Annotated in this window: 17 protein-coding genes; 7 read left to right on the forward strand and 10 right to left on the reverse strand. The window is 37.2% G+C overall.

Translation table 11 applies throughout. The features are described 5' to 3' along the window. Nucleotides 1-12: 12 nt before the first annotated feature. Complete coding sequence (locus E1140_RS14170) at nt 13-2874, forward strand: M16 family metallopeptidase (RefSeq protein ID WP_155185064.1); 2862 nt, start codon at nt 13-15, stop codon at nt 2872-2874. A 75-nt stretch (nt 2875-2949) separates the two neighbouring features. Here E1140_RS14170 and E1140_RS14175 read toward each other — a convergent pair whose 3' ends face one another. Then, the gene (locus E1140_RS14175; protein WP_155185067.1) at nt 2950-4605 is read right to left on the reverse strand and encodes a dipeptidyl-peptidase 3 family protein; all 1656 of its coding nucleotides are present in this window, start codon (nt 4603-4605) and stop codon (nt 2950-2952) included. Nucleotides 4606-4798: 193 nt separating this feature from the next. Between E1140_RS14175 and E1140_RS14180 the strand changes: the two genes are divergently transcribed. Beyond that, nucleotides 4799-6613 carry a 7TM diverse intracellular signaling domain-containing protein gene (locus tag E1140_RS14180; RefSeq protein ID WP_155185070.1) on the forward strand — a complete coding sequence of 605 codons (1815 nt, stop codon included), beginning with the start codon at nt 4799-4801 and terminating at the stop codon, nt 6611-6613. A 160-nt stretch (nt 6614-6773) separates the two neighbouring features. Here E1140_RS14180 and E1140_RS21955 read toward each other — a convergent pair whose 3' ends face one another. The 5 genes from E1140_RS21955 to E1140_RS14205 form a co-directional block, all read right to left on the reverse strand. After that, the gene (locus tag E1140_RS21955; RefSeq protein ID WP_155185075.1) at nt 6774-8222 is read right to left on the reverse strand and encodes a PKD domain-containing protein; all 1449 of its coding nucleotides are present in this window, start codon (nt 8220-8222) and stop codon (nt 6774-6776) included. 136 nt (nt 8223-8358) lie between these two features. Next, on the reverse strand, nt 8359-9258 hold the full coding sequence (locus E1140_RS14190; protein ID WP_155185078.1) for a DUF4249 domain-containing protein: 900 nt from the start codon (nt 9256-9258) through the stop codon (nt 8359-8361). Between the two features lie 3 nt (nt 9259-9261). After that, entirely contained in the window at nt 9262-11631 is a 2370-nt protein-coding gene (locus tag E1140_RS14195) for a TonB-dependent receptor (RefSeq protein ID WP_155185081.1), read from the reverse strand. A gap of 68 nt (nt 11632-11699) precedes the next feature. After that, the gene (locus E1140_RS14200; RefSeq protein WP_155185084.1) at nt 11700-12530 is read right to left on the reverse strand and encodes a DUF4249 family protein; all 831 of its coding nucleotides are present in this window, start codon (nt 12528-12530) and stop codon (nt 11700-11702) included. A gap of 1 nt (nt 12531) precedes the next feature. Then, nucleotides 12532-14883, reverse strand: a complete 2352-nt coding sequence (locus tag E1140_RS14205; RefSeq protein ID WP_155185088.1) for a TonB-dependent receptor — start codon at nt 14881-14883, stop codon at nt 12532-12534. Between the two features lie 304 nt (nt 14884-15187). On the opposite strand from E1140_RS14205, the gene E1140_RS14210 reads away from it, so the two are divergent. The 5 genes from E1140_RS14210 (at nt 15188) to E1140_RS14230 (ending at nt 19769) form a co-directional block, all read left to right on the forward strand. Then, entirely contained in the window at nt 15188-16099 is a 912-nt protein-coding gene (locus E1140_RS14210) for a YheT family hydrolase (protein WP_246202946.1), read from the forward strand. A 26-nt stretch (nt 16100-16125) separates the two neighbouring features. After that, entirely contained in the window at nt 16126-16818 is a 693-nt protein-coding gene (locus tag E1140_RS14215; protein WP_155185094.1) for an SOS response-associated peptidase, read from the forward strand. Continuing rightward, nucleotides 16815-18017: a tetratricopeptide repeat protein gene (locus E1140_RS14220; RefSeq protein WP_155185097.1), complete on the forward strand. Its 1203-nt coding sequence runs from the start codon at nt 16815-16817 to the stop codon at nt 18015-18017. The genes E1140_RS14215 and E1140_RS14220 overlap by 4 nt, the downstream gene beginning before the upstream one ends. 96 nt (nt 18018-18113) lie before the next feature. Then, nucleotides 18114-19217 (forward strand): fatty acid desaturase family protein, encoded by a 1104-nt coding sequence (locus E1140_RS14225; RefSeq protein WP_155185100.1) that lies wholly within the window; start codon nt 18114-18116, stop codon nt 19215-19217. Nucleotides 19218-19256: 39 nt separating this feature from the next. After that, nucleotides 19257-19769, forward strand: coding sequence for a hypothetical protein (locus tag E1140_RS14230; RefSeq protein WP_155185103.1), 513 nt, complete (start codon nt 19257-19259; stop codon nt 19767-19769). A gap of 22 nt (nt 19770-19791) precedes the next feature. Here E1140_RS14230 and E1140_RS14235 read toward each other — a convergent pair whose 3' ends face one another. The 4 genes from E1140_RS14235 to E1140_RS14250 all read right to left on the reverse strand — a co-directional run. Beyond that, nucleotides 19792-20580 (reverse strand): hypothetical protein, encoded by a 789-nt coding sequence (locus tag E1140_RS14235; RefSeq protein WP_155185106.1) that lies wholly within the window; start codon nt 20578-20580, stop codon nt 19792-19794. A 46-nt stretch (nt 20581-20626) separates the two neighbouring features. Then, on the reverse strand, nt 20627-22924 hold the full coding sequence (locus E1140_RS14240) for a glycoside hydrolase family 65 protein (protein ID WP_155185109.1): 2298 nt from the start codon (nt 22922-22924) through the stop codon (nt 20627-20629). Further along, complete coding sequence (gene pgmB, locus E1140_RS14245; protein WP_155185112.1) at nt 22925-23575, reverse strand: beta-phosphoglucomutase; 651 nt, start codon at nt 23573-23575, stop codon at nt 22925-22927. It abuts the gene before it with no gap. Further along, a partial coding sequence (locus E1140_RS14250) for a carbohydrate kinase family protein (protein ID WP_185153598.1) occupies nt 23572-24245 on the reverse strand: 674 nt, incomplete at its 5' end. The genes E1140_RS14250 and pgmB, both read right to left, overlap by 4 nt.

Genomic DNA, 24245 nt, shown 5'->3' on the forward strand with positions numbered 1-24245 from the left:
AAATAAATATTTATGAAACTCGGTAAATCAATTTTAAGTCTTGCATTGGTAGCAGCTTTGGTCTTTCAGGCCTGCCAACCAACAGCCAAGGAAGATGAATCTAAGGCAAAATTGTCGGTAGAGTATGAAAAATATACACTACCTAATGGTCTGGATGTAATTCTTCATGAAGATAAATCTGACCCTATTGTTGCAGTTGCCATTCAGATGCATGTTGGCTCTAACAGAGAACTACCCGGAAGAACAGGATTTGCGCACTTTTTTGAGCATATGCTATTTCAAAAGTCTGAAAACGTAGCTGAAGGCGCCTTCTTTAAAAACATCAATGACTTAGGTGGTCAATTTAATGGCGGTACATGGACAGATGGAACTGTTTATTATGAAGTTGTTCCTAAAGATGCACTGGAAAGAATACTTTGGATGGAATCTGATAGAATGGGATATTTTATCAATGCCGTTACTGAAAAAGACCTTGAAGGTGAAAAACCCGTTGTACAAAACGAAAAGAGACAGCGTGTTGATAATGTGCCTTATGGACACAGAAATTATGTAATCAAAAAAGCGTTGTATCCTGAAGGACATCCATACAACTGGGAAGTAATTGGTGAGCTGGATGATTTACAAGCAGCTACTTTAGGTGATGTTAAGGACTTTTATAACAAATGGTATGGTCCAAATAACGCAACCTTAGTTGTTGCTGGTGACTTTGATAAAGAAGCCTTAAAAGCGTGGATAGAAAAATATTTCGGAGAAATTCCTTCAAGAGGAGATGACACTCCTATGAATCCTCAGCCTGTTACATTGGAGGCATCAAAAATGTTTTATCATGAAGATGATTTCGCCAAAGTTCCTGACTTAAGAATGGTATTTCCTTCAGTAGAACAGTTTAATGATGACGCTTATGCCCTAGCCGCATTGGGTGAAATCTTAACAGAAGGTAAGCGCGCCCCTCTTTATAAAGAGTTGGTTGAGGAAACTGAATATGCTCAAAGCGTATTTGCCTATAATGGTGATAGCGAACTTGCTGGTGAATTTAATATTGGGGTTAGAGCTAAAGACGGTGTTGATTTGGACTCTGTATATGTTGCCATTCAAAGAGCTTTAGACTCATTTGAACAAAATGGATTCTCGGATAAAGACCTACAAAGAATAAAAGCCCGTCAAGAAACTAACTTTTACAATGGAATCTCTAGTTTACTTGGGAAGGCATTCCAATTAAGTAATTATAATGAGTTTGCTGGTTCTCCTGATTATATAACCACTGATATCGATAAGATTCTTGCTGTTACCAAAGAGGATGTTATGGCTGTATATCAGAAATATATCAAAGGAAAGCCTTTCGTAATGACAAGCTTTGTACCTAAAGAGCAGCTAGAGCTTGCTGTAGATGGTTCTGAGAAAGCAACTGTTAAAATTGAAGAGGTTGTTCCAAACGAAGAGCCTAAAGAAATTGCTGAGGCTACTACTGAAATTCAGAAAACAGAAAGTGTTATTGACAGATCAACAGAACCAGCTTTGGGAGAAGCACCTTTAATAACTCCTCCGGTCATTTACGAGGCAAGCCTAAGCAACGGTTTAAAAGTTTATGGTATCCAGTCTGACGAGTTGCCGCTTATTAATTTCAGTTTAAGAATTAAAGGTGGTCAGTTGCTTGACAACCCTGAGTTGCCTGGAGTAGCTAACCTTATGACTGATATTATGCAGGAAGGCACAGCAAACAAAACACCTGAAGAACTTGAAGATGCCATCGGACAAATAGGTGCAAACATTTCAATGTACACATCTAGCGAAAGTATTACTATTTCAGCCAATTGCCTTGCCAGATACTTTGATGAGACTGTTGCTTTAGTTGAAGAAATGCTACTTGAGCCAAGATGGGATGAAGAAGAGTTTGACAGAATCAAGAAAAACCAAATCAATAGCATCAAGCAGAGATCAGCTAACCCTAACATAATAGCTTCTCAGGTTTCTGATAAAATGATGTATGGAGATGATCATATCCTTTCAAAACCGATCAGTGGAACATTGGAGTCCGTTGAGCAAATAACTATAGAGGATTTAAAAAAATTCTATCAAACAAACTACTCTCCTAGCATAGCCGCTTTCCACATCGCTGGTAATGTTAGTGAAGGAGCAGTTATGGATGCTTTAAAAAATATTGAAACAAAATGGGCAGCAAAAGAAGTTAACTTCCCTGTTTACCCGATTAAAGAACCTAGCTCAGAAGATAATATCTACTTTGCTAATTTCAATAACGCAAAGCAGTCAGCAATCAGAGTACAAAGATTAACTGTGCCTAGAAATGACCCTGATTATTTCCCATTAACTGTAGCTAACTATGGACTTGGCGGTAACTCTGGGGGAGAGCTTTTCCAGGTACTAAGAGAAGAAAAAGGGTATACTTATGGAGCTTATTCTTATGTAGAATCAAGTTCAGTTGCCGCTCCTTTCACTGCTTATTCAAGTGTTAAATCTAATGTGACACCCGAGTCTGTACAAGCATTTAAAGATGTGATGGAAGGTTATAAAGCTAATTACGATTCAGCACAGCTTGAGAAAGCCAGAACTTCGTTAATTAGACAGGAAGCACGTGCTTACGAGACATTAGGCCAGAAGCTAAGTATTCTTCAAAATATATCGTCTTATGATTTACCAAAAGACTATATCAGACAAAATCAGGAAGAGCTTAAGAAGTACACTGTTGAAGATATGAAGTCGATAATGGATAAATATCTACAAGTTGATAAAATGTCTTATATCATTATTGGAGATGCAAAAACACAATTAGAAGGTGTTGAAGCATTGAATATTGCTCCGGTTATCAAAGTTGATGAGAACGGAAATGAGATTGATAAAAAGATAGAAGCTAACTAATAGCTCAATCTACCAAAACATAAAGGCCATCCACTTGATAGTGGATGGCCTTTATTATTATAATTAGGTTAGCTCTTACAGACCTAGTACTTCAACACCTTGTTCAAATACCACATCCACAGGAATTCCTGCTTGAGAAAGTTTATAAAGATCCTTTTTAAGCTCCTCACCTATTTTGGCTTTTTCATCAACCAGAGCTTTTACACCTTCATAATCACCATCACCCTGAAGGTTCAAAATCTTTTCAGAAAGTGCATTCATGGCATCATTCATTTTCTCAAAGTCTATACTGTATAAACCAGTTTCTGCATTTTTAGAAAATGCACCCATTTCTTTAAAGAAGTTAAACCTGATCATATTGGCCTTACCGTGGGCACTGCTTGCTCCAAACCTTACTGAGCGGAATATGCTAGCCATAAAAGTAGTATAATACTCCTTCAAGTCGCCCTCAACCTCGCCCTGCTCATGGAGCTTGGTTATCATATAGAGACCAAGTACATCAGCCTTTCCTTCCTCAAGTGCAGAAGAAAATTCTTTAAGTGCTTCTCTTACAGTTCCTTTATCATTAATTGTGTTTTTGATACCCAACCCATGAGCCACTTCGTGAAACATAGTGTTGGCAAAAAATGCATCGAATGTGATATATCCTCTTTGTGATTCTTCTATCAATAAATCAGCAATTGGCACTAAAATCTTATCAAATTTTGCACGCATCGCATTTTTAAGCTGAGATCTTCTGGTTCCTTTCTCAAGTTGTACTTTCTCATCATTGGGGAGGTTTACAGCAATGGTCTTACTGCCTGCGTTACAGTCACCGGCATAATACACCACATCAAAAGCGGCCAGCTGAGAATCCGTTCCAGGAGTTTCAGCCTTGTATTCTTCTGCTACAGGAAGGCCCTTCTGAAGCTCTGGTAGTAGCTCTGCATATTTTGATAAACGTTCACTCCATTCCATGTCTTTAATGAGCACATAAGCCTCATGCGCAGCCTTGTAAGCAAAAAGCTGATCTTCATAATTTTCTATCGGTCCCGCAATAAGGTCTATCTGATTGGTCTTCATATCCATCCAGGCAATGTCACTGGCATAATAATCATCAGTGAGTAACGCCTCAGCCCTTAGATTCAGGTAGTTTTTTAGCTCTTCATTGTCAGCTAATTCAGCGGCCTCCTTCATCAAATCACTGGCCTTTTTAACTTCTTCACCAAAATATTCATGATAAGGTACTGTAATCAACTTACCCTCTTCATCTCTTTCTATCATAGTATAAAGAGATGTCTTCCCTTCAAGGTCAGCAGCCTCAAACTCTTCCTTGGTCATATCCTGAGGGTAATAAGTAGCTCCTGCAGGTTTTTCTCCGAACCCATTAATGAAAGGCTTGTTGCCATCAAGTCGATCCCAGGGTCCGTAATTAATCTCTGCAAACCTTTTAGCAAGGGGATCACTAATGGTATCAAGCAATGCATTTTTATCTCCAAAGGCTTCCTCCCAAAATAGTCCATCCATTATTTTAGCGATTTCTATAAGCTTAGGTATCATCTGCTTTTGATTTTCTGAAAGCTTAGAAAGGTCAGTTGTGAGCTTTACTGTAGTATACTTTTCATTAAGTATTTCGTATTTGCTCTTTTCTGCAACCTCTGGTTTTTCTTCTTCTTTAACTTGTTTGTTTTCACAAGCCGAAAAAATGATCAACCCACTGATCGCAGCAAGTTTTATTGATTTTGATAACATGTCAATTGATTTTGGTTTAGGATGGGAAATTAACCAAAAATGAATTAAGTCAAATAATGAATATGGCCAAACTGTTATTGATCAAGCATTAGAAAAACTAAATACAGCCACAATTGATAGTTTAAGGCTAATATTTTATTACCTTGAATCACCAACTAAAACCAGTATAAATTAAACCCTATTGACTGGTAAAATGAAAATTATTCCATTCCTACTTTTAATAGTAATTACTATTGAAGCGAAAGATGTTGAGGCCCAAGAGCTACCTTATAAAACATACTATTTTGAAGATACAGATGGTTTACATACTGTTGAAAGCATTGAGCAAGTGTCTTTTGTTAAAACAGACCCCTCTCAATTAATTTTTGGCGTTACAAAAAATACAATCTGGGTAAAAGTCAAAATTGACTCAACCATAAAAACGCCTTTTGTACTTACTATAGACCGGGCGCTTATTGATACGCTTCAAATCATTGCTCCAGAAGTAAATTCTTACAAAATTTACAGATTTGGAATAAGAGCAGACAGACCTGAAGAAGCACTGTTTAACCCCATGCCATCAGTATTAATAGACCCCAACAAACTGGCGTCCAGAAATATTTACATCAAGGCGAACAGCACTTATTCTTTACTACTACCCGTAGCCTTGCATTACCCAAAAGACTTTTACACAGAGAGTCAGCTTTATGATTTTTTTGCTGCGATTCTTCTAGGCGCCCTCTTTGTAATGATGTTATATAATTTCTTTTTATGGACATCAGTTAGAGATAATACTTATTTAATTTATTGTTTAGGAATTTTATTTACCATCATCATACAGACTACAATTCAGGGCTATTCATTTTTATTACTTCCTGCAGCCTTCGCTCCATCTTATTATTTTGTAAGTGTCGGTATTGCCGCCAATGTGATACTATCTGTTTGGTTTTGTATTCGACTACTAGAAATCAGAAATTTCAAAAAATGGATGCTTGCATGTTGCTATGGATTAATGGCAATGGGAGCTGCAATTATCTTATCTGAAGTAATTTCGCTTCATCATCTGGCTAAGGTACTAGTTGTTTTAAGTACGATCCTTGGCTCAATTTCATTGCTGTTATTTGGTGGAGTACTATGGGTAAAGAAGGTTGTCGCTGCTAAATTCTTTACACTGGCTTGGGTAATTTATCTAGTGGGAATATTAGTTTACAGCCTTAGAACAGAAGGGATATTAGACCACAATTTTTTTACTAGCAATTTCGCTCATATAGGAAAATTTTGCGAGGTGTTATTACTGTCATTAGCTCTTGGCAACAAGTATAATACAATAAAAATTGAAAAGGAAAACCTTCAACTTCAACTCAATAATGAACTCGAAGAACTTGTTTCTGAACGCACATTGGCCTTGAATATGGCCTTACAGGAAAAAGATATTTTAATCAAGGAGGTGCATCATAGAGTCAAGAATAACCTTCAGGTTATTTCAAGCATATTAAATATTCAATCAAGAAGTCTTGTTGATCAAAAAGCTAAAGCAGCTGTAATGGAAGGCCAAAGCAGGATTAAGGCAATGTCATTTATTCATCAGAAGTTGTACAAAGGTGAAGACTTAGCTTTTATTGACATGGAGTCATATATAAGTGACCTTGCCTCCTATCTTTTTAAAACATATAAACCATCTAACCTTATTCACCTTGATTTAAAACTTGATCCAATCAAATTAGATTTAGACTCTGCCATTCCAATTGGCCTGATATTAAATGAATTAATAACTAATGCTTTTAAATATGCCTTTATTGAAGAAGCTGAAGGTACCCTTTCCATAGGTTTTGAAAGACAGGATGAGCAATGTATACTAAGTGTTGAAGACTCGGGTATTGGTTTACCCTTGAACTTTAAAGAAGCGAAAACAATGGGAATGCGTCTAATTAATACTCTTTCTAAACAAATTGATGCCTCCTTAGATATTGAAAACAGACCTGGAGCATCATTCAAGTTAATTTTTAGACCTATTAATTGTGTAATGTGATTTACAATGATTAAATAATAATGTTTCTAAAATAATTATATCAACTTACTCCCTATAATTCGTTATTACTCTTCTTAGTTTATTTGATAGTCCTAACATAAAAACACCCATGATAAAATATATCAAGGGTGTTTTTTATAATTACTAGTTTTTCAAGTTGTTAAGGAGTAGCCTCAACAATGGTGTATAAGTCATTACCATTTATTTTGAACTTATACTTAAATACATCGATGCTAAAACTTTCACCTGTTCCATTTTTAGTTAAATAGGTACTCCAATCATCTCGTAGATTTTCAGTAAATGACGCTACAAGAGTTCCATTTGGTTGGCGTTCTTCCCAAGTGCTAGAACCTACATATTCAACATAATTTCCATTATCAAATTTTGCGTATTTAACATTTCTTCCAACTACACTGCCGTATTCTGTAAACCCTGAAGTGGCGGAAGTTTGAGAAATATCCAGAATGTTATTACCTGCACTACCCCTAGCTTTTATCCAAAATGTTTTAGTTGATTCAGAAGATGTTCCAACTACTTCATATACATCTTTACCGCTAATTACCTGCTTTGAAACGTCCTTGAATGGGTCATAGTAATAAAATTTATTGCCTGTTCTTACATATTTACCTTGCGTGTCTGAGTCAATTCCGTAAATCCAGGTACCTGCTACATTATACCATTTATTGGTAAAAAAATCTGGCAAATTAAGTGCTACTGCAATTTCTACATCCTTAGACATTTGGTCACTACCATTTCCATTTGCTGTCAAAGTCACTGTATAAGTACCATTTACAGAGTATGTTTTTGTTGGATTTTCTTCAGCTGAAGTCGTACCATCACCAAAATCCCAGCTATAAGAATTTCCATTCGAAGATGTATTGGTAAATGTGACCTGAAATCCATTTACTGAAAAACTAAAATTCGCTTCTGGAGGCGCTTGCTCCGTGGTGAATTTTGAACTAAAAGTACTCGACATTGGATTACCAATTAAGTCCTTTAATTGAGATAAGATAAGTGAATATTCAGTATTATAATCCAAATCATTATTTGGGTCAATTGTCATTGTAGTTCCTGATATGCTAACATTAGCTGCTATGGAGTTGGATGCTCCTCCTGATAAAATTACTGAAGTATTGTTAACTGAATTTACATCAACGGCTTCTGAAAAAGTTACTACAATATTAGTATTTAAGGCTATACCTGAGGCATTAGATGATGGACTTATGTTAGTAACTGAAGGTCCTTCAGTGTCTAGTGCCTCTACCTTTATTAATTCTGTTTTTGTTTCTGTATCAGAACCACTTGAATTGACTACTGTAAGTACAACATCGAATCTGCCCGCTGTAGAATAGGTTACTGTTGGTGATTCACTCGTTGAAGTTGAAGGCGAACCACCTGGGAATGACCACAGTATAGTTTCTTCATCTTTAGAAGTATTAGTAAAGGTTACTTGTTCTCCTTCTTTAATTGACGTTGTACTTGAAGTAAATGATGCAGAAGGCGCTGGCACCGGTTCAGAATCTTCTTCTGACGAGCAAGCTTGAGTGACAGTTAAAATAACAGCTATATATAGGGCGTAAGCTGAAATTTTTGAAATTAAGTTTTTCATAATATTTAAGAGGTTTGTTTAGCACCAATTAAAATATTAATAAGTTATAGTTATAAGATTTTGGGATGAACAGTAAGATTCTGTTATTTAACTACTAAATTTTGTAGTAAGAGTTTTTATGATTACTAAGATTTACTTACTCCAATAACTTTCTACCCCTCCCTGAAACGGAAGAAACATTGAAAAAGCCAATCACCTTATTGTTTAGATCTGGTGTTTGGTCAACTATATTAGTACTTACATTTTCTAAAGGTTCTGCAAATATTTCATCAAAACCACCATCTCTTTGGGTCTGGATTTGAACTTCTTGCAGGAAATAGAATGCTTCATTAGTTATAGAATGGATTTCAACATATAACGAATCTCCAATTATATAGGGCTCTATAGCATCCAAGTCATCATTTAGTGGTGTAACGGCATCTTGAATAGGTTGTATAAATACAAAGCCATCAATATTACCACCAGCATTGAAGCCAGCATCATAGGCAATATTCAAATCAAAAGGGTTGTTTAGAAATATCCCATTCTTGTATGCTTTTATCCAATAGGTATCACCCTGACCTCTAAAATCAGTGGCAACAAATTCCCCATAATACCCCTCTGGCTGAAACACGTTCTGCTCTTCTTTAAAAGTGAATTTCAAAGAATCAATAGTTGGCACTCGATGCAGTGTCGATGATGCAGTGTAAACTTTACCATTTAACTCAATTCGTAATTGATATGACGTTCCTACAGTCTCAATCTTCTCAGCTACATTGGTTGGATCCCAGGTATATTTGCCGTTTAAATTATCCCTAAATTCAAATACGTTGCCCTTAGAGTCTGTAACCTCAACAGTAGCCCCGGCTATACCTCTTGGTTCTTCACTGTTAAAATAACCCTGCGTTGCAGTAAGGCTTATTACCTGAGGCTCAGCCTTATCATTAATCCAGGCATCAACAACCAAAGCCGATGGGGCTTCTTTAAGGTCAATCGACACTTCATCCTCACATGAATAAAAAACAAATCCGATCAGTATAATTATTAATCTTTTCATTTTTTAAAAGACAAAATTGTATGAGATAGCAGGTACCGGAGCACCTATAATTGAGAATTGATTTGCTAGGGTATTTACTTGATCCCCCATAATCACACGGCCCTGATCCTGGGAGAAGAATATTGAAAATGGATTCTTATTCCCATAAATATTATACACTGAAAAAACGAAGTAGTCATTCACTCTACGCTCTTTCCCTGGTTTTCCAGGCAGCCATTTGAGGCCAATATCCAACCTGTGGGTAGCAGGGATTCTCAAATTATTGCGCTGATTAAAATAGTCATATGGAATGGTGACACCTTGAATTGTGAACCTGGAGGTAGGTGCCGTGATAGGTGCACCCGTTATGTAGGTAAAATTAGCAGAAAGCGATGTCCTTTTTGTAATTTGATATTCTCCAAACAGTTTTAAATTATGAGTTTGATCATACCTTGTCGGGTACCATTCATTATTGTTAATACCGTCCGTTTTTAATTCGGACCTTCCTAAAGTGTAGCTGATCCAACCATTAAGGTTTCCAACATTTTTCTTAATACTAAATTCCACACCATAAGCACGTCCATCGCCATTAATCAAATCACCTTCAAGGTATTCGTTAATGAATATATCAGCACCACGAACATACTCTACTTGCTTTTTATTATCCCGATAATAGCCTTCAATACTCGTTTCAAAACTATTACCTCCTCCAAAGTTTCTGAAATAGCCTAGTGCGTATTGATCACCCAATTGAGGCTCAACATTATTCGTGCTTGGAGTCCATAGGTCAATGGGTGTTGGGGCAGCTGTATTGGACACAAGGTGTATGTACTGAGCAGTTCTTGTATAGCTGGCCTTAACAGACCCATTGCCTATTTTATACCTCAATGAAGCACGCGGCTCCAAATTGTAGTAGGTTTTAATGGACTCGCGCCCATTCACCTGATTTGCTGCAATCAACTCTTTTCTTTCTCCTGGTGATGTAGGTTGAAATTCATAAACATTTCCGGGACCCATATATTGAAATGTTGAAAACCTTAGTCCATAGCGTAGTGTAATCTTGTCACTTAACTTCTGAGTATTATCTACATAAACTGCACTTTCTAGTGCGAACTTATTGTCAAGGCTTATATCACTAACCTGACCATCTGAAACTCCTACAGCCTCAGCTGGTCTAAACTTATAATAGGTGGCTTCCCCGCCAATTAGCAGTTCATTATTGGTATTAAGAAAATAGTTGAAGTAAGGTTTAAAAGTGTAGGTTACTATTCTTGAGTTCCAGTCAAACTTATCCAAATCATTTTCACCAAAACTAAATCCATAATCAAACGAGCTGACTATAAATGCGAAGTTTGAGAACAAGCGATCGTTAAAGAGGTGATTCCATCTTAACGTACCCGTTACATTTCCCCAATCAAATCCTTGCCTTTCATCAAACCTAAAAACATCTCGCCCGAAGTAACCTGATAAATACAGCTTGTTATTATCGTTAAAATCATAATTGACTTTGGTAGTTAAATCATAGAAAAACAATGTGGCATCGTTGGTAAAAGGCTTAGCTAGAATATCTATATAGGACCTTCTTACGGCTACAAAAAATGATGACTTATCCTTTTTCAACGGGCCTTGTACAGCCAATCGGCTAAACACAGTTCCAATGCCACCGGATATACTTCTTTCCTTAGAATTTCCTTCTTTCATCCTAACATCTAGGATTGACGAAAGTCGGCCTCCATAATTGGCAGGTATACCACCTTTGATCAATTTTATATCCTTTACAGCATCTGGATTAAATACTGAAAAGAAGCCAAAAAGGTGCGATGAATTATAAACTGGAGCATCATCCAACAACACCAAATTCTGCCCAACGCTTCCTCCTCTTACATTAAAACCTGAAGACCCCTCACCGACAGAACTCACCCCTGGCAAGAGCTGAATACTTTTTAGCACATCAACCTCTCCGAGAAAAGCAGGTATTTTTTCTATGGTCTTGATATCAAGTTTCTCAACGCTCATCTCAACATCAGAAACATTAGCATCCAAGGCCTCACTAGTCACGACTATTTCATCCAGCTGCTTGCTTTCAGTAACCAATTCAATATCGAGCCGTTGCCCCTCTGTTAGTTCAACAGTCTTTACCTGAGTCGAAAAACTAACATATCTGTATTGAATAGTATAGGTGCCCGGAGGCAATGTAATTGAATAAAATCCATAAATATTAGCAGAAGTGCCTGTTGATAGTTCTTCAACAAAAACAGTCGCACCGATCATTGCTTCACCATCAGCCTCATTTTTGATGTAGCCACTTAGTGTGATTTTCTCCTGCGCAGAAAGTATGGTAACGCTGAATATTGATAGTAAAGAGAATAAAATTAGCTGTCTGCCAGAATTCATGACGTAAATCTATGATGTCACCATTAGGTATGACAGCTAACCTTTAAAAATGTTCAATCTTTAACTTGCTATTCTTCAACCTTTATGGTTTCTGAAACTACCGAACTTGCCTGAAAGAATCCTAAAGCTCCTCCTTTTACATTAGTCCGAGGATTTACAGGAGGTGAGCCAAACATCCCTCCATCACTTTGTAGCAAGTTAATAAGGTCATTATAGTAAATAAATCCAGCATTTGAAATGCTGTACATTTCCACTGTGCCGGTATCTCCCATTTTATAAAAAGATGCCGTAGGTATACCATTGATCTCTTCAGCCAAAAGATCATCATTACTAAAATAAATATCCGTAGGACTGTCTAAGACCAAGGTGTCATTACGATAGAATTTAAACAGATAAAAGTCCTCCGTTTCCTGTGGTTCATGAGCATAAAACAACATTTCATAATAGTAGCCCTCCCTTTCAGGCTCTTCAAATTCATCATCATTTATTATAAATGTTAATGAATCAATAGCCGTTACCGGATACAGGCTATCTTCAGCTGTATAAGTGGCCCCATCAACCTGAACAGTCAATTCATAAGTTTTACCAACCTCACCAGCGAAACGAACTTCTGAAAAGTAAAGACCATCATTCTCAGGGTCAGGTGTAGGATTATGGATATAGTTATAAGTAGTTGTACCATCTGTTACAGAAACAGTAGCATTGGTGATAGCCTTGGATGTACCTTCAGCATAAAAATCAACTGATCTTGAAACTTTCACATATTGGTTTTTGAATTGATCGGAAACCAGTCCATCAATAATTACAACAGGTTCAGTTTCTTTCAAATCTAATTGAACAGTTTCTTCGCATGACGCTAAAACTGCCATTGCAAGTATTGCTATGATATATCTTTTCATTTTAGAATTTTATATTATAAGTAACTGATGGTAGTATTGGAAATAGTGAGATTTTAACTGCTTCCTTCTCATCACTATATACATCATCATCTAACTCTTTTAATCTTGTATAGATAGTAAAGGCATTCTTTCTGCTATAGATATTGTAGACAGAAAACACCCAACTGCTTTGCCATTTTCTATCCTTATTTTTCTTAGGAATGTAGGTAGCCGACAAATCCAACTTATGGAAATCAGGAAGAGCATAGCCATTACGCTCAGTTATATAATCTACCTGATAGTTATCATATTGGTATCTGCCTGCGGGCACTGTAATAGGCCGCCCTGAAGAATAGCTAAGGTTAGCACCAAATTGCCACTGATCACTTAGATCATAAGTACCAACAAGGTTAAGAGCATGTCTTCTATCATAATTAGCTAAAAAAGGATTGTCGTTATTCACTCCAGGCACATCTCTTTCTGTTTTAGATAGTGTGTAGCTCACAAAGCCTGTAAATCTTCCCTCTTTCTTCTGGGCCATTAGTTCAAGGCCATAAGACCATGAATTTCCTTGTCTGTATTCTGTGGTTAAATCTTCATTAAAGAACAGCTGAGCATTATCAGCAAAATCTGTAACATTTTGAATGTCCTTATAATACACTTCGGCTGATAGCTCTATCGAATTATCTTTTATATTTCTAAAATAACCAGCAGCTACTTGATCAGCTATTTGAGGTTCCAGATAAGGATTGCTAGGACTCCATGTGTTAAATGGTATTGGCACGGTACCACTAGAAATCAAATGTGTGTTTTGAACCATTCTGTTGTACGATAATTTAACTGAGCTATTAGCATTCAACAGGTACCTTGCAGAAAATCTCGGTTCCAGATTCACATAGGTTTTGATATTCTCAAACGCTCCATAAGATACTGTATCTATTCTTGTTGGATCAATATTGTCTTTAGGATCCTCATATATGAAAACATCTTGCTTACCAATATTCTGAAAAACAGAGAGTCTCAAACCATATCTAAAAGTCAATCGATCAGATACCTTTTGTTGATTGCCAACATAAAAGGCATGATCCAGGGCATACATCTTATCAATTGCACGCTCAGCAAATAATGAGCTTTCAGAAGTTGGAGAAATTCTACCAGGACTAAATTGTCTGTAGGTCACATGGTAACCAAACTCAAACTCATTGCTGGTATTTAAGAAATAATTAAAATCTTGCTTTAATGTAAGCTCATGCAGATTAGACTTCCAGTCAAAACCTTGTGCATCATCTTCTAAAGCCAGCTTATAATCAAAGTGACTTGCTATGATAGATGTATTTGAAAATAACCTGTCATTATAGAGGTGGTTCCACCTGAATGTGCCAGTGGTATTACCCCAATCGAACCCAAATACATCTTCGAAACTAAAGACATCTCTACCCAAATAAAGGGCAAGGAAAAACCTATTATTATTGTTGTGCTTCCAATTGACCTTAGCATTTACATCGTAGAAATGAACCAGATTATCTTGATTTGTAGCTTTCAAGAAAACATCAACATAAGAGCGTCTTCCTGAAACAATAAAAGAACTTTTATCTTTTTTAATTGGTCCCTCTAGCATAAATCTACTGGCCAGTAACCCTAAGCCTGCAGAACCTCCTAATCTTTTATTGTTACCATCTTTAGTTCTTACCTCTAGTATAGAAGACAATCGTCCACCATACCTTGAAGGTATTCCACCACGGTACAATTCTGAGTCTTTAATAACATCGGCATTAAAAACTGAAAATAACCCAAACAAATGGGATGGGTCATAGATGGGCGCTTCATCAATGAGTATCAGATTTTGATCAGCGCTTCCTCCTCTCACAAAAAAGCTTGAGGTTCCCTCGCCTGCACTAATTACACCTGGAAGCAATTGTATCGTCTTTATAATATCAGGTTCCCCGAATAATGCAGGAAGCTTTTTCACCTGTTTGATGTCCAATTCGTTTTTACTCATCTTGATATCGCTGACATTGGCATCAATTGCTTCATCAGTGATAATCAGTTCATCCATTTGCTGAGCTTCAACAGGAAGTTCAATATTGAATTCGACATTTTCTTTAAGATCAAAAGTCTGCTCGATAGTCTGATAACCAATATAGGAAAACTGAAAAGTATAGGTTCCTGGAGGAATACTCACAGCATAGAAGCCATAAACATTGGTAACCGTTCCTGTTCCTAATTCCTTTACTAATACTGTGGCTCCAATAAGTTCTTCGCCATTTTCAGCGTCTTTAACATAACCATTGACCGTATGGCGTTCTTGAGCTGAGGATTGATGAGAGATAAAAAAAATCATAGCTAAAAAAGCTACGAGAGAAGTGTGTTTCATGAGATTAGTGTTGGTTTGTTGTTTTTACATTTACATGACCCTAAGACTTACTTACATTTCAAAAGGCTGCCTGCGTCTACAATTAATTTTAATTTGAAGTCATGTGAACGAGCTAAGAATTTAATTATTTTAAGTTCTGATAGGCTTTAATTCAAGATTGAAGCAAAACTATGTAGACTTCACGAAAAAATATAGAAATGGTTTCTCAAATCATTAAAATTACATTGAATGGTAATTTTATCTTACGAAGTGACAATATTGCTATATGAACTATAGGCCTCCGAAACTATATTTTAGCCCGCACATGGAAACCATCCTACCTGCATTGCTTCGAAGGGTAAAGTTCATACCATATCAAAGAGAAAGAATAACAACTCCTGATGACGATTTTTTAGACCTGGATTGGGTCGTAAATAACAGAGATAGACTAGTTATCATTTCGCACGGTTTAGAAGGCAACAGTCATAAACCTTATGTGCGCGGTATGGGCAAGGCCTTCTATGAAAACAACTATGACATACTTGCCTGGAATTACAGAGGGTGCAGTGGTGAAAGCAACAAGCAACTCCGCTTCTACCATAGTGGGGCCACAGATGATCTTGATCTTGTAGTTCAGCATGCTATTAAAAAAGGTTATAAGCACATTGATCTTGTAGGCTTTAGCCTTGGTGGAAATATTACATTAAAGTTTCTGGGTGAAAATAAAAATGATGTCTATCCAGAAATGCAAAAAGCAGTGGCGATTTCTGTCCCGCTAAATCTCCACTCAAGCTGCATTAAAATCTCTGAGCCGGATAATATTATATACTCTAAAAGGTTTCTTAATAATCTAAAACAAAAAGTTAGCTTGAAGGCTAAGGTCATGCCTGACCTTCTTGATACAAAGGGGCTCAATAAGATAAAAACATTAATGGCCTTCGATGACGCCTATACAGCCCCTATTCATGGTTTTAAAAACGCAGTTGACTATTACAAGAAGTGTAGCTCGCTCTATTTCCTGAAGGATATTCAAACGCCTACATTGATCATTAATGCGCTGAATGATCCATTTTTAGCAGCGGATTGCTACCCTATAGAAAAGCTCTATGGACATCATTATGTTACATTAGAAACACCGACATACGGTGGCCATGTTGGATTCACAGCCTTCAACAAACAGAAAATGTTTTGGTCTGAGCAGAGAACGTTAGGCTTTATCACTAAAACCGATTCCTAAGCATCAAAAATTATTAATTTAGCATTATGGGAGATAGATATACCATTACGGCATCAATAGAAGCACTAAAAAAACGATTTGGTGTTGAGGTTGGTGATTGGTATGAGCCACGATATAATGCTGCGCCTACGCAACTGCTACCGGTAATTACACAAGGAAGCCAGGGTCTTTCGATGTTTCACTGGGGACAAATACCGGGATGGTCAAAAAACAAAACCATTAGCGGCAAGCTCATTTTTGCTGAGCAAGAAACCTTAATAGAAAAAGCTTCTTCCAAATTAGCGCTTCAATCAAGGAGATGTTTGATACCTGCTGATGGTTATTACGATTGGAAGAAAATAAGCAAAAAAGGTAGAGTTGCCCACAGACTTGTTTTTGGCAATAATGACATCATTGGCTTTGCTGGGTTATGGGAAGAGTTTGAGGATGACAAGGAAGAAATGGCGCATACTTTCAAAATAATAACCACCGCTGCCAATGAGGTGATAGCCCCTATGAACCATAGAATGCCAGCGATAATTGCGGCAGGAGATGAAAAAACCTGGCTAGATCAAAATACGATTGCCGAACAGGCGTTGGAGCTTATTAAAGGCTATCCATCCAGTGCTACCAGCATGTATAGTGTATCTCCAAAAATAGAGCAAGACATAGATAATGAATATTTAATAAAACCTTTTGCTCCTGCTGACCAGTTCGGTAATTATTCCCTATTCGATTGAAAAAATTACTCCTACTTATTACGATTCTTTACAGCTCTACAGCATTTAGTCAGAGCCAAATTGATCTGCTATTCAGGTGTGAAAAAATACTTGCTGAAGGAGACACTACAAGAGCTCTGGATGCTTTCAAAGAAACTTTAAGAGTATACCCTCAAAGCTTTTCTGCAGCTCTACGTTTATCCGAGATAAACTTCTCAAAACGTGATTACTTTCTTGCACTACAATATTGCAACATCGCATTAGACATTACAGACAACTTTATCACCGAGCAAGAAAGCTCATTGGCAAAACTTGGCTTTGCGCCAGAAGAGGCTAAAGCGCAAATCAAATTTTTTCAGGATCAGGCATATATGCACCATTTGAAGGGTATGATAAGAATTGAGCAGGAACGATATCTTGATGCTGAATTTGAATTTAGGAGATCAATTAACCTGGATAGTACTTTTACTCAGGTTTATATCGATTTAGCCAAGCTATTGGCATTGCAAGGCAGGTTTGATGATGCTAAAAAGGAATTAAAGTATTCTATTACTTTAGACAGCACAAGTACCAAAGCAAAAACACAACTGGCCACTTTGCATTACCAGCTCAAAGAAGTTGATTCTGCTATCTTTTATTATCAAATAGTACGTGAGAACAATCCGAAGAACAAATGGCCTTATTATTATCTAGGAAACATATTTGCAGAGCAGAAAAAGCATGCTGATGCTATTAAGAATTTTGAATCATATCTGAAGTTAGATTCGGCTTCTGAAGAAGTGTTATACCGCAAAGCGGTTGAACATATTGAACTGGCACAATGGAAGGCCGCCTTAAAAGAATGGAATAAAGTAGTAACCATAAATCCCGGCAATTCTGAAGCCTGGAGAAACAAAGGCCTTACAAATTTCCAGCTAGAGTCCTATGATAGCGCTATTATTGATTTTAGTCAGGCACTTAAAATAGAACCCGAACAGGCTTACACTCAAATAAATAGAGGCTACTCCTACTACCTTATTGGTAAACCAAAAATGGCTCTTCAAGATATTGATGACGGCTTGGCGCTAGTGCCTAAATATTATCTCGGCTATTACTTTCGTGCACTTGTCTATCGTCAGCTTCGTAAAAAGAAGAAAGCCTGTGCTGACCTAAAAACAGCTGTAAGTTTAGGAATGAAAGATGAAGAAATAGATAAAGACCTTCTATCAAAATGCTATTGACAGCATTGATATTTTTTTGTTAATTCGAATACAGCGAACTAATATGTATAGATAGTGTTATCTTTGCAGGCTTAAAAGAATAGAATGCCCACCACAATGAATTACAAGAATCTTAAATTTTCCAGGGACACGCAGAACAACTTCATAGGAGTTTTGAGGAAACGCGTTGGTAATTATTTTGAAACCAATAACATTTCAAAATTCGGCAATGCACACATGGTATGGAAGACGATCATTTTGATTACTGCTTACTTCCTACCTTATGGACTTATGCTTGCTGGTGTTGTTACCAACATATGGGTAATGCTTGCCTGCTGGATGGTTATGGGGGCAGCCATGTCTGGTATCGGCTTTTCTATTATGCATGACGCTAATCATGGAGCCTATTCTAAAAATCAAAATGTAAATAAATATCTGGGGTATATCATCAATCTTGTTGGTGGGAGCTCCGTGAACTGGAAACTTCAGCATAATGTGCTTCATCATACTTATACTAATGTTGAAGGTGTAGATGAGGATATCGATCCGGGAATATTGATGCGTCTTTCTCCACATGCCAAGCATTATAAATTGCACAGAATACAGCATATATATGGTTGGTTTCTATATACCTTAATGACCTTTCTTTGGATTACAACTAAAGATTTTAGACAGTTATTTAGATATAAAGAAATGGGTTTGACCAAAACCCAAAACATCAACTTCGGATGGCAGTTGGTGAAATTAACCTTGAGTAAGGTGGTGTATTATACTATTTTCCTGGTCATTCCTTTGCTAGTTCTTCCAATAGCCTGGTGGCAAACAGTTCTGTTCTTTATTATTATGCACATGGTGGCCGGTTTCATTCTTGCTATTGTTTTCCAACCAGCGCATGTAATGCCAACTACTCAATTTCCTATTCCTGATTCAGATGGGAATTTAGAAAATGATTGGGCGATACATCAGTTATTTACTACCACGAATTTTAGTCCAAACAACTACCTTTTGAATTGGTATGTAGGTGGATTAAATTATCAAGTAGAGCATCATCTATTTCCAACCATTTGTCATGTACATTATAAGAAGCTTTCAAAAATTGTGAGAGAGACAGCACAAGAATTTGGTTTACCGTACCACACCCAACCTACTTTTGCAAAAGCACTATGGCTACATGCAAAAATGCTCAAGGAACTAGGAAAGCCTGATTTGGTGGTAGCATAGGCTTTTAACGCCTCAGTCTCCTTCATGAGTTAAATTCAAATGAATCAAGAGGTTTCACAAATCATAAAAGACAGATCTTTTAAATATGATCGCGGAGATTATTTTGCTCTATTTTTCACTCTTTTAGCTTCAATACCTATTGCATTTTTAGGTGTTTGGTTTTTGATCGAAGGTTCGTGGCCAAATGAAACCTTTTTTGGGCTATTAGTTGGTCTTGGCATGACAGCTTTGGTTATTCGAAGCATTATAAGGTTCAAAAAACTTAACAAGTTTCAATCATTAAGAACTGAACTGAGCCAACAAGAGAATTTTGAATTTCTCGTTTTAGTAATGAAATCGTTAGACGTAAAAGAAGTTGATAATGACTACAGAAATAAATTTCTGTCCATAAAGCTTTCCAAGCATTATATGCCAACTTGGATATCATTGATAGCTCTAGAAAACGAAATACTAATTAATGAAAGAGCCAATATTCATTATCTTTTCTGGAAAAATGGTTTTGACAAAGAAATAGTAGAATTAATTTTGGATAAAATCAATCAGAAAATGTAAACCAAAATTGAAGCTCTAAGTTTCAATCCCCACAATTAATGTACTCAAACTCTACTTCATTGCTACTGCCGCTTACTGAAAGTAAAGTGGGAAGACCGCTTTGATTATACTGGTAGTCGTACCGCTGAGAAGCAATTTTATCGTAGATATTGACAATATTATTTTTTGAAAAGAATTTAATATCTACCATTCCAATATTGGCGAAAAATGGAAAATACAGCCCGTCCCATGGACTTTCACTTTCATCATATTCAAATTGGATATCCTCGGTCTGTGTTATTATTGACTGGTCTTCAATGCCATAATTAAATTGCTTGTAGTTCACTACATTGCCATTATCATCAAGCAAATAGTCAGCATACCCATATTTCAACTTTTCTCCACTTTTAGCTTCCCAGTTTAGCTCATCTCTAATGACCGTTCCTTCATAGGTAATAACATGAGTCAATGTAACCCCAGAATCAGAGAAGTACTTCTCAACTTTAACGGGTCGGTTGTTATCTAAATAGACCAAAATAAGTGGGACTGTTGAATCGTCAGATAAATCATCAATAGCCACCTGATTTAAAGGATATTTAAACCCATAGGTTACTAGAGTTTTGTATTTACCTCCCTCCTTAAACTGTTCCTTTATCTGGTAAATTTTACCCCCAGAAACAGTCTCTAACAATAAGCTTCCTGTTTGATCATAGACTATACGTCTCAACAAACAGCTAGTGTTAGGCTTGCCTTCTTCCTCAGAACATGAAACCACAAATGGCAACAATGTTATGAAACAGAGCGTGAGTGTTTTACTGAATTTAATTTTCAACAAATAGATGATTTAGTCAATGAAACACTCACTTTAACACAATGGTTTAAATATTGACCAACACCTCACCATTTCCGGGTAAAGTATGTTCTTTATCGAAAATGAAAATATTCAGTGAATCTGAAGAATCATTTGTAATAATCACATGTTCCTTGGTAGCCTTGATGGTTAGGTTACGTTCTCTGAACTTGATAGAAAATGCATAGCCGTCCCACTGATCCGGAAGATAAGGGCTAAAGTACAAACGCTCATCTCTTACTCGCATTCCAGCAAAACCCTTGGCAAAGGCCATCCAGGTTCCAGCCATTGAGGTAGTATGACAACCATCCTCAGTATCATTATTATAATCATCAAGATCGAGTCTTGCGGTACGGATATACATCTCATAGGCCTTTTCTTTCCTGCCCAACTTTGAAGCCAGAATCGCATGCACACATGGTGACAATGATGATTCATGAACTGTCATAGGCTCATAGAAATCAAAGTTTCTTTCTATGGTATCCTGATCAAATTCATCCTCAAATAAATAAATACCTTGTAGCGTATCTGCCTGCTTTATAAAACAACTTCTCAAAATTCTATCCCACGACCATTTTTGATTAATCGGTCTTTCTGAAGCTGGCAAGTCTTTAGTTTGAATTAATTCCTTATCAAGGAAACCATCTTGCTGTAAGAAGATTCCTCTCTCTGCATCAAAGCCTAAATACATTTCATCAATAATGTGTTGCCATTTTATGGTTTCCTTATGGACTTCAAAATTGAGCTTCTTAAGTAAAGCATTTAGCTTGGAATCACCTTTATATTTCTCAAGGCCTTCCAGCGTGTATTTCAATGTCCATACCGCCATTTTACTGGTATACCAGTTGTTATTGACGTTGTTTTCATATTCATTAGGACCTGTAACTCCTAACATTACATACTGCTGCTTGTCTTCCGACCAATTTACACGCTGAGCCCAGAATCTGGAAATTGCTATCAACACTTCTAAACCATACTCCAATAAGTAGTCATGATCTCCATGATAGTTGATATAGTCATATATGGCATAGGCAATTGCTCCGTTCCTATGGATTTCCTCAAAAGTAATTTCCCACTCATTATGGCATTCCTCACCATTCATGGTCACCATTGGGTACAAGGCTGCGCCATTCGTGAATCCTAACTTCTGAGCATTTTCAATTGCTTTTTGCAAATGCTTGTAACGGTATAGTACCAGATTACGGGCCACTTTCTGATCAGAAGTAGCAAGATAAAAAGCAAGGCAATATGCTTCTGTATCCCAATATGTACTACCTCCATATTTCTCTCCAGTAAATCCTTTTGGCCCAATGTTCAATCTTTCATCAGCTCCGGTATAGGTTTGGTTCATTTGAAAAATATTAAACCTGATGCCTTGCTGAGCCGACACATCCCCATCAATTATTATATCACTCTTCTCCCACTTCTTAGCCCAGGCAGCTACATGCTCTGATAGCAACTGATCAAAACCTGCATTTGCAGCATCTGTAACTGCCTCTGCGCATACCTTTGGTAGCTCCTTTTTGTCATGATACATTGAAGAAATGTTGGCAGCATATTTATAAATAGTGAAAGATTCTCCTTCTTTAACATTTCCCTCCTCAGTAACTTCAACATATTTCTCACGGTCAGCTGTTGTTCTTCCTGCTGATGCCCATCCACCATCGATCTTAAACTGCATACCTGTAGCTACCCAGAAATCAGTTTTTTTGGTGCTCGACATCACATAAGAAAATGAATCTGAAGCTTTTTTCTCCTGCTCTACCCAAAACTTTTCGTCATAGTTGGAATCAGCATTGATCACATCAAAATCAACATATGGGGTCACTTTTGCCTTTCCTGAGAAGTTGAGCGGAGTAACAGTATAGGCTATGGCTCCTACTTTTGTCCTCACCATACTGCAAATTCTGGTAGAGCTAATTTCAACAGATTTTCCGCTTGGCAGCGCTGCCTTGAAAGAACGCTTAAGCCATCCTTCTTTCATATTAAGCTCTCTTCTAAAATCAGATACTTTACAGTCATGCAGATCAAGAGACTCTCCATCAAACTCTATGTTGATACCAATCCAGTTGGCTGCATTCAACACCTTGGCAAAGTATTCAGGATACCCGTTTTTCCACCAGCCTACTCTAGTCTTATCAGGGTAATAAACACCTGCAACATAATTTCCCTGAAGGGTCTCACCAGAATATTTCTCTTCGAAATTGGCTCGCTGCCCAAACATCCCATTACCTATACTGAAAATACTCTCTGAAATCTGATTGAGTTTAGGGTCAAAACCTTCCTCAATTATTGACCATGGGTCATGCTTAATATAATTTTTCATTTATAAGTTACTTAAAATCTCTAAGTTCAATTTTGTAAGGTCAGGCACTATTACATCGGCAGCATTCAATACTGTAGCATCACCTACTCCAACACATTTCATCCCTCCCCTTTTGGCAGCTTCAACACCTGAAATGGCATCTTCCAACACCACGCACTCTTCGGGTTTTACACCCAGCTTTGCTGCCCCCATTAGAAAAACTTCAGGGTCTGGCTTAGAATGTGTTACCTGATTTCCATCGACAATAGCATCAAATGTAGTATCCAGCCCAACTGCCTTCAATATTGTTGGTGTGTTTTTACTGGAAGATCCAATGGCTGTGGCAATGCCGTTTTCTTTTAGTAGCTGAATAAAATCAAGGACTCCAGGCAAGATATCCTGAGGAGTCATTTTTGAAATTATTTCTACATAGATATTATTTTTTCTAGTAGTATAGTCAGTTATTTCTTCTTCCGATTTAGTCACATTGCCTAGCTCGAGAATCTTGAGCATAGATTCAGTGCGACTCAATCCTTTTAGATGCTCATTCTCTTCTTCGGTAAATGGAATATTTAACTCATCGGCCATGGCTTTCCATGCCACATAATGTGCTGGTACGGTATCAACAATAACTCCATCCAGGTCAAAAATACACGCTTTGGGTAAACTCATTTGAAATTTGGGTAGTGAAGCTGCATAAGTGCTTCTGTCTCGCTTAGGTTTTTAAATACTTCAAAATTGGTGCCTTGTGTTCTCTGCGCACCAAGGGCATTGGCGTACATGGCAGCAACCGCAAAGTTATCTTTTCCATCTTTTAAACCATACCCTAATCCTCCAGCGAATGAGTCTCCACAACCAGTTGTATCGATCACATTTTCCATGAAAATGGAAGGCACGAATTCTTCCTTAAGCTTACCGTTTTTCTTGGTATAAACTTTACACCCAGTAGCATCAGTGGTGATAATTAAAGCTCTTGGCCCCTTGTCTAATATATAATCAGCCATGGGCTTTAAGTGATCCTGACCAATTTCTTCAAGATTTCCAGTGAGCTCATGTTCCTCATACTCATGCCTAAACCAAGTACACCAGGACTCTTCAAGGTTCATTTTCAGAACATCAATATATGGAAGCCATTGGTCCCTTTCTACCCAAAACTTTTTATGACGATGGCCACTAATGGTCATGGTGTGAGTAGGTCCATGCCCATCAAAAATTATCAGACCTTTGCTATTTTTCTTTATGTAGCTTAACGTCTCTAATGCTATTTCATGATCAGTTATAGGTACGAAAATAAAAGCATCACAATCTAAAAATGGCTCTACATCTGCAGGCATTATAGGCA

It is taken from the genome of Fulvivirga lutimaris, from assembly GCF_009711525.1.
Taxonomy (GTDB): domain Bacteria; phylum Bacteroidota; class Bacteroidia; order Cytophagales; family Cyclobacteriaceae; genus Fulvivirga; species Fulvivirga lutimaris.